At 63.0% G+C, this 8156-nt stretch carries 7 protein-coding genes; all 7 read right to left on the reverse strand.

The genetic code is table 11. From position 1 onward, the window contains the following. Positions 1 to 96 precede the first annotated feature (96 nt). Entirely contained in the window at positions 97 to 2298 is a 2202-nt protein-coding gene (locus ACPQ6D_RS21555; RefSeq protein ID WP_423226414.1) for a hypothetical protein, read from the reverse strand. Then, positions 2295 to 2855 carry an RNA polymerase sigma factor gene (locus tag ACPQ6D_RS21560; protein ID WP_423226415.1) on the reverse strand — a complete coding sequence of 187 codons (561 nt, stop codon included), beginning with the start codon at positions 2853 to 2855 and terminating at the stop codon, positions 2295 to 2297. Before ACPQ6D_RS21560 ends, ACPQ6D_RS21555 begins: the two co-directional genes overlap by 4 nt. Positions 2856 to 3211: 356 nt before the next feature. Further along, the gene (locus ACPQ6D_RS21565; RefSeq protein ID WP_423226416.1) at positions 3212 to 3946 is read right to left on the reverse strand and encodes a hypothetical protein; all 735 of its coding nucleotides are present in this window, start codon (positions 3944 to 3946) and stop codon (positions 3212 to 3214) included. A 10-nt stretch (positions 3947 to 3956) separates the two neighbouring features. After that, on the reverse strand, positions 3957 to 4829 hold the full coding sequence (locus tag ACPQ6D_RS21570; RefSeq protein ID WP_423226417.1) for a purine-nucleoside phosphorylase: 873 nt from the start codon (positions 4827 to 4829) through the stop codon (positions 3957 to 3959). After that, positions 4826 to 5713 (reverse strand): tyrosine-type recombinase/integrase, encoded by an 888-nt coding sequence (locus ACPQ6D_RS21575; RefSeq protein WP_423226418.1) that lies wholly within the window; start codon positions 5711 to 5713, stop codon positions 4826 to 4828. Before ACPQ6D_RS21575 ends, ACPQ6D_RS21570 begins: the two co-directional genes overlap by 4 nt. Before the next feature lie 199 nt (positions 5714 to 5912). Further along, positions 5913 to 6944 (reverse strand): tRNA preQ1(34) S-adenosylmethionine ribosyltransferase-isomerase QueA, encoded by a 1032-nt coding sequence (gene queA / locus ACPQ6D_RS21580; RefSeq protein ID WP_423226419.1) that lies wholly within the window; start codon positions 6942 to 6944, stop codon positions 5913 to 5915. Positions 6945 to 6963: 19 nt separating this feature from the next. Further along, a complete protein-coding gene (gene ruvB, locus ACPQ6D_RS21585) occupies positions 6964 to 8019 on the reverse strand; it encodes a Holliday junction branch migration DNA helicase RuvB (protein WP_423226420.1) in 1056 nt (351 codons plus the stop codon). Between the last annotated feature and the right edge of the window lie 137 nt (positions 8020 to 8156).

Raw genomic sequence — 8156 nt, forward strand, 5'->3', positions numbered from 1 at the left:
GCAAACCGTCGGGACGCCAAGAAGCCAAGCCCCATGTGCACTTGGCGTCCTTCGCGTCTTGGCGGTTGATTCCTGGCAGTGGACTAGCTGATGCGTCTAGGAACCTGTCGTAGGCAGCGCCTGCACCGAGCGCACTTCGAGGAACGGCCAGCCCTGTTCCACCTTGAGCCGACCAAAGACCTGTACGTCGCTGCCGGCCTGCAGGTCTTGCGTCAGGTCGGCGCTGGCGTTGCGCACCCAGACCGAAGCGCCGCTGTCGTCGCGCAGCACCCACTGCCCCAGCCGCGGCGCGTCCGCGGGCAGGTCGCCCGGCGCGCTCGTCAGGTAGACGCCGGTCATGACAACCTCGCGCCCGGCAAAGGCCGCGGGGGCCGCTCGTACATCGGCCAACGCCGGCGCGTCGTAGTAAGGGATGTTCAACAGCACGCCGACGACGCGCCACGTCTCATCCGCGCGACGGTGCAGGTAAAGGTGCAGACTGTCTGCGGCCCCGGCTCCAGACTGTCGTCGCACCACGACGGTTGTTTCACCTGGCGGCTGCCAATCCGGCGGGTTGACGGGCAGATGCTGCGCGTCCACGCGTGCCTGCGTCCCGCTCAGCGCCTTGAGCAGGGTAGCCAGGGCTTCGGCCGTGGTATGCGGTCCGTAATCGCACGGCTGCCCATACGTGCAGGAGACCCATCCCTCGCCGGTCAGCCAGTGCGCCAGCCCGGGGCCATCCCCCTGTGCGATGGCGCGGCTGAGGCTGGCGAGCACCGCGTCGAAATCAGTTTCGTCGGTGAGGAGGGCGCCGGGTGGGGGAGCGGTGCGCCAGCCGGCCACGTGCAGCGGCGAGGAGGCCGTGCTGCCAAGCGCAGTGGACAGGCTGATTGTGGCGCTGACCTGGTCAGACGGCCGCAGAAAGACCATCTGCCGATCAGCGCCGGCGCTGGCCCCAGGATCCCACAACACCCAGGCATCCAGGGCATTAGGGATGGCAGGCGACCATGTCAACGGCTGGCTGCCAGCGCCGGGCAGCGGGGTAAGGGTAGATGGCTTACCCGTGGCAAATGACAGCAAGCGGACATCGGTCACCTGGGCCGCGCGCTTAGCAGCGGCCAGGGTGTAGATGACATAATCCTCGTCGGGGGCCAACACGTAACTCTGGATGGGCAGGGTGGCCGACAGAGCCACGGATTGGCGCCCGCTGGTCAGGTCCTGACGCACCAGGATGGAGGCGCCTTGCGGACTATCGGCCAGGTAATAGGCCGAACGGCCGCGAGGGCCAAGCTGAGGCGCATGCAGCCGCCAACCAGGTCCACCTTCGTACAGATAGGGCTGCGTCGTAATCGGCTGGCCCGGCGTGAGCTTCTGAATCTGGCCGCTGCTGTCCTCTTGCGCGTTAGCGCTGAGGAGGACGTAGACTGAATCGCTGGCCGCGCCCCAGCCAAGCAAGCGTGGGTAGCCCTGGTCATAACCAAAGCTGTTCGTGGGGAGGCCAGCCTGCAAGCGCACCATCGTTACCTGGTAGGTGCGATTGGGGCGTTGGACAACCACGGCCAGGGCCAGGCTGTCGGGCGCCCAGGCGATACTGGTAATCTGCCCGCTCACCGCGTCCATGGACAGCAGATTCAAGGCTGCATCACCGTTGAGCGGCAGCAGCCAGAGGCCATCTTGACCAAAAGCCAGCCAATGCCCATCTGGGCTGAGCGCGGGCGCGCCGGCTAACGTTTTGGCCCACTGTTTGAGCAGCCGCGGCGGTTGACCATCGGTGCGCGCGGTGTAGAGAGCGCTGCCTTGATTGCCATCCAGGCTGTAGACCAACCACGGCCAGGTGGGGGCGTCTGGCGCGCCAGGTGTGAGCACAATCACGGGGGTGGCAGAAATCGGCGCGGCAGGCGTGTCTGCAATCGGGGCCGGCGGTGTGCCGGTCGCGGCTGTCTGCTGGGTGCTGACAGGCGTCACGGTCCCGGCCGTCACAGCCATCCGCTGCTGCAGGCGAATCACGCCGATGAAGGCTACCACCATCAGCGCAACGCCAGCCACAAAGGCCAGTTCACTGCTCAGACGGCGGCGCCTGGGGCTGACCTGGCGGCGCCGCGCCAACTCCTGGCGCAGGCTGGCTGCCAGACGCGGCGATGGCGCGCGCGACGGCAGCGTGCGCAGCAGCAGGGAATCTTGTGCTTGATACGCGGTCAGAGCCAGGCGGCACTCAGGGCAGGTGAGCATGTGCGCATCCACGCGGGTACGCTGTGCGCTGTCCAATTCACGGTAGTGCGCCACGAGCAGCCGAATCTCGCGATGTTCAGCGTTGGTCATGGCTTCTTCTCCTCGGCGCCCACATAAACCTGGCGGAAGCGTTCACGCGCCCGGAATAGTCGGGTCTTGACGGCCCCCCGCGAACAGCCCATGACCTCGGCGATTTCCTCTGTCGAAAAATTGTCATAGATGTAGAGCACCAGGCACGTGCGTTGATCAGGCGGGAGCTGGGCCAACGCCGCGCGTACAGCCAGAACGTCCGCAGCGGCATGCTCAGGGCTGTCAGTGGGCGGCCCAGCATCATCTTCGAAGAAAGGCAGCCACTGGATCAGGCGTTTGCGACGCAGGGCGTCATAGCAGGTGTTCGTGGCGATACGATACAGCCAGGCGCGGTAGTTGGAATCGGCCGGTAAGCGCGCGAGCGCGCGGTAGGCTTTGACGAAGGTTTCTTGCGTCAGGTCTTCGGCTTGCTCCCATTGGCCCACCAGCCGCAGCACGTAGCTAAACAGCGGGCGGTTGTACTGGGCGTATAACCGCTCGAATAGTTCTTCCAGGGCGCGCAGATCGGCCGGGGTTGACTGTGCCTGGCTCAACATTGCCACCTCAAAGTAGGCCATGCCGGTGGACTCGCTCCTGCTTACGATTGCATCTCTGCTCCCTGTTGCAACGAGCGAGCCGACAAGCTGGTTACAGATGTCGCTTCACGCGCGACTGACCTGAAAATAACCCGATGGCTCACACCAAGACACAAAGACACAAAAAAGCTCTTGACTCCTTGGTGGCTTCGTGTGAGGACTGACTGACGTGAAAAATAGCCCTGTAACGCAATCCGCTGAATTGCGGCGCCATTGCCCCCACGGAGGCAAGCCGGCGGCTTGCGTTACATTGTCACTCCCGGATGTACGTGTTCAGCGCATGGGCGACCGACTTGGACGCGACCATCTCAGGGGCGACCGACTTGGACGCGACCATCTCAGGGGCGACCGACTTGGACCTGCACACTACATTCACCGAAGTTGCCGGTGAGATCAACGGTGCGCAGGTAAAGGGTGTACGCGCCTGCACGCAAACCGGACACATTCCAGGCGCCAAGAACGCCGTTCGCAACAGGCTGCTGAGAGGAAAAAATGAAGGTCGGGTCGCCGGCGGCGCCGCTGGGCTTGAATTCCAATTTGTAGTAGTCAAAACGATCGGCGTTGGCGCTGCCCACAATCTGCACACTGCCGCTGACCTCTTCGTTGACGCCTGGGCGCAGCAGGCGCGCGCGGGCATCTAGGCAGCGCGGCGCGACAATCGGCGGCGCGGTGGGGGCGAGAGGCGCAGTCGGCGTTGGCTGGGGCGTCGGTTTCGTGGTCGGAACGGGCGACGGCGTGGGTGTGGCCGTGGCTGGCTCCGGCGTCGGCGTAATCGTTGGCAGGCTCAACGCCGTCGGCGTGGGCGACACCACGTTTTCTACCAACGGCTGCACAGCCGCGGCCACATTGTTGCTGATGAAATAGACAGCGCCCATGACCAGGAGCAGGAAGAAGGCGACGTTGAGCGCGTTGTAGGTCTTGTTCAACGCCGCTTCGCGTTCCAGGCTGAAAGCGGCCTGGCGTCTTTCCTGGCGCGCTTGCAAGGCTACGCGAAAATACCAAAGCGCGATGATTCCGCACGCGGCGTACACCCAGGGTGCATAGTCGCTGATCAGTTTGACAACGATAGCCATTGCCGCTTACTCAGGTTCCCACCGGCTCACCCGGCGCGGGCAGGGCTGAGAGAATCTCCTGTAAGAGGGCCGTCAACCGCGGCACCACGAGCTTGCCAGTTTCCAGCACTTCTTGGTGTGTCGTTTCGGCCTCACTCTCGATGTTGTCAATCGCGACATTGCTAATGGTGGAGATGCCCAACACACGCAGGCCGCCATGCCGTGCGACCACGGCTTCGGGCACAGTGGACATCCCCACGGCGTCCGCGCCGATCACGCGCAGGAAGCGGATATCGGCCGGCGTCTCGAAGCTCGGTCCGGCCAGGCACATGTACACCCCTTGCTGCAGTGGAATCTGCAGGCGCGCAGCCGTTTTGACGGCCAGGTCGCGCAGTTGTGGGTCATACACGCGGGTCATGCTGGGGAACCGCGGCCCGAAGGTTGGGTCATTGGGGCCGCGCAGCGGATTTTGCCCGGCCATGCCGATCAAGTTGATATGATCGCTGATGAGCATCAGTTCGCCGGCGTGAAAGGCCGGATTGATGCCGCCGGCCGCGTTGGTAAGAATGACCGTGTGAATGCCCAACCGCTGCATCACGCGCATCGGCAGCGTCACCTGCTGCATCGAGTAACCTTCATAAAAATGGACGCGACCCTGCATGACCAGCACATCTTGCCCTTGCAGCCGGCCGATGACCAGCGCGCCGTCGTGTCCTTCTACGGTGCTGACTGGAAAATGGGGGATGCGGCTGAAAGGAATCCGATCCGCATCGGTCACGGCATCGGCCAGCCCACTCAAACCCGATCCCAGCACCAGGCCTACCTGCGGCTGATGCCGGGTCTGACTGCGCACATAGGCAACGGCCTGGGCGATGTCCTCAGAAGTAAAGAATTCCGCGTTCATTGGTTTTCATCCATCCTGTCCGCCGCCTGGCGAGCCGCCAGGTCGGCATAGATGAGGGTCGTGGCGCGACTGGCATGGCCCAGCGCATGCTGCACTTCCTGCACGTCGGCCTCACCGCTGGCTAAGCGGTGCATGGCAGATGAATGGCGCAGGATGTGAGGTGTTACGTCCACTTTGATGCCCAACTGATCGGCGTAGGATTTGACAATGAGCCACAAGCCCTGGCGTGTCAGGCGCTGGCCGCGATGATTGATGAACAGCGCTTCTTCGCGTTCGATTTTGCTTGCCAGGCGTTGGCGCCCATTCGCCAGATAGTCGGCCAGTGCACTGACCGCCCGTTCGTTGAGGCGCACGGCGCGAGGGTGCCTGTTGTCATGTTCACAGGCCACCGCGCTGTCGTTCAGATTGACATCCGCCACATTCAGCGCGGCGATTTCGCTGACGCGCATGCCGGTTGCATATAACAATTCCAATAGCGCGCGATCGCGCAGCGCCTTGGGATGCGATGCCTGAGCCGGCGCGGCCAGTAGGCGATCAATGACGGCCTGATCCATGATCTGCGGCGGTACTTTTTTGACGTGGGGCGAGTCAATGAGCACGCTGGGGTCGCTGCTGATCACCTGGACATCCATCAGATAATGGAAAAATGATTTCACGGCCGCAATTTTGCGGGCAACGCTGGCGACCGCATATTCGCGCTGTTTGAGGTCAAGCACATAATCAATCAAGTCATCGGTGCTGATATCGCGCCAGGTGGAGGGGACGCCTTCGCGGCGACGGTCTCGAACATAGGCGTAGAATTGGCTCAAATCGTTATGATAAGCGGCGACGGTGTTTGCGCGATTTTCCTTGTTGGCAAGGAATCGGTCAATTTGTTCTTGCATGTCGGCTTCCTTTTCTTCCCCTTCGTTACACTTGCCTGGCAATCATGAAAACGGTGTTGAGGCCCACGCGTGTGGCCCAAACACCGTCAGGAGTGAGAAGCGGCTTATTGCCACAACCAAAGGCACTGCCAGGCGGTATTCTACCCCATAACTTGCCATAAACCAAAAATCGAAGCGTGAGGTGGGGCGTCTCTCGCCCTCACACAAGCAGCATCGCATCGCCAAAGGAAAAGAACCGGTACCCCTCGCGCACTGCAGCCGCGTAGGCCCGATCAATCAACGGCTTGCCGGCAAAGGCGCTGACGAGCATGAGCAGGGTGGATCGCGGCAGGTGAAAATTCGTGATCAATGCATCCACGGCATAGAAGTCTGCGCCGGGCGTCAAAAAGAGGCTGGTCCAGCCGCTGAATGGGCGCAAATCGCCGATGGCGTTGGATTGGCGGCTGGCCGCTTCAAGTACGCGTACAGCCGTGGTGCCGACCGCCACACAGCGGCCGCCAGCGCGACGGCTGGCGTTGATGGCGTCGGCGGCTGGTGCGGTCAGTTCGGCCCATTCGCTGTGCATCTGGTGGTCCGCAATCTGTTCCACCTGCAGTGGCCTGAAGGTGTCCAGCCCGATGTGCAAGGTGACAAAGGCAAAGCGGACGCCCTGCGCCTGCAGGCGTTCGATCAGGGCCGGGGTGAAATGAAGGCCGGCCGTCGGCGCAGCCGCCGAGCCGTGCACGCGGGCATAGACCGTTTGGTACCGTTCACGATCGGCCAACGGCGTATGAATGTAAGGCGGCAGGGGCACGTCACCCAGGCGTTCCAATTCTGGCAGAGGCGGGCGATCGAACTCGATGAGGCGGCTGCCCGCGGGCAGCACGTCTACAATCTTGGCGCGCAAGAGGGGAGCGGCGACCGCAGCCAGTTCGATCACGACGCCGGGGCGCAAACGATGGCCGCGCACCAACGCTTCCCAACGCACCTCGTTGACCTGGTTGAGCAACAGCAGTTCCACCTGTCCGCCGCTCTCTTTGCGCCCATGCAGTCGGACGGGCAGGACGCGACTGTCGTTCGCGACCAGGATATCGCCCGCATGCAGATACTCGCCGATATCGGCGAAGGTGCGGTGTTCGAGTTGGCCGGAGTCGCGGTGAACGACGAGGAGGCGTGAGGCATCCCGCGGCTCAATCGGCGTTTGCGCGATGCGCTCGGCGGGCAGATGGTAATCGAAATCCGAGGTTTTCACGACGTTGTCACACGGCCGCCTACTCAGCCTCGGCTGGCAGGTTGTTGACGAAGAGGGAAGCCTGGCTAGTCGTCAGCGTCGCCGGCGGCGTGAGCCCCAGGTGCTGATAGGCGCGCACGGTGACGGTGCGCCCGCGCGGCGTGCGCTCCAAGAAACCGAGCTGCAGCAAGTAGGGTTCCACGACATCCATGATGGTGTCCGATTCCTCGGAAATGGAAGCGCCAATCGTTTCCAGACCAACGGGGCCGCCGCCGAATTTTTCGATGATGGAACGCAGGACCTGGCGATCAAGATCATCGAGGCCGAGGTCGTCAATGTCGAGCAGGCGCAGCGCCGCGTCGGTCACGGCCGCGTCAATGGAGCCATCCGCGCGCACTTGCGCATAGTCACGCACGCGGCGCAGGAGGCGCAGCGCAATGCGTGGAGTGCCGCGGGCACGCAGGGCAATCTCCTTCGCGCCATCGGTTGAAATCGGCACTTTGAGCAGCGCCGCGGCGCGGGTGACGATGCTCTCAAGGGCTTCTTTCGTGTAGAAATCGAAGCGGTAGACGGCGCCAAAACGCGCGCGTAGGGGTGAGGTCATCAAGGCCAGACGGGTGGTGGCGCCGATCACACTGAAGCGGGGCAGCTTGAGGCGGATGGAACGCGCGCTGGGGCCTTTGCCGATGACGATGTCGAGCGCAAAGTCTTCCATCGCGGGATAGAGAATTTCTTCGACCGCGCGACCCAGGCGATGAATCTCATCAATGAAGAGCACATCGCCGCCGCTGAGATTGGTGAGGATGGCGGCCAGATCGCCGGCGCGCTCGATGACTGGCCCCGCCGTGACCTTGAGGTTGGCGCCCATTTCGTTAGCGATGACGGCGGCCAGCGTGGTCTTGCCCAGGCCAGGCGGCCCGTAGAGCAGGATGTGATCGAGAGTCTCCTTGCGATGCTTGGCGGCCTCGATGAGAATGCGCAGATTGTCTCGCAGCTTGTCCTGCCCAATCATCTCGGTCAGGGTGCGCGGTCGCAGAGCCGCGTCGAGTGCTATCTCTTCTGGGCGTTTAGAGGCTGAAATAGTGCGATCGCTCATGCCTGAATGCTCATCTCTGGGTGGCGCCGGGCGCCTGTTGGTTGGCGGTTGTCCGAACTATTGTTCGCTCGGATTATACCAAAAGCCGGGAGGAACCCCAAGTTGCTCGCGGCCGCCGTGGCCGCGCCGCGGTTCGA

Origin of the sequence: Candidatus Amarolinea aalborgensis, from assembly GCF_900491745.1 — a bacterium.
Taxonomy (GTDB): domain Bacteria; phylum Chloroflexota; class Anaerolineae; order SSC4; family Amarolineaceae; genus Amarolinea; species Amarolinea aalborgensis.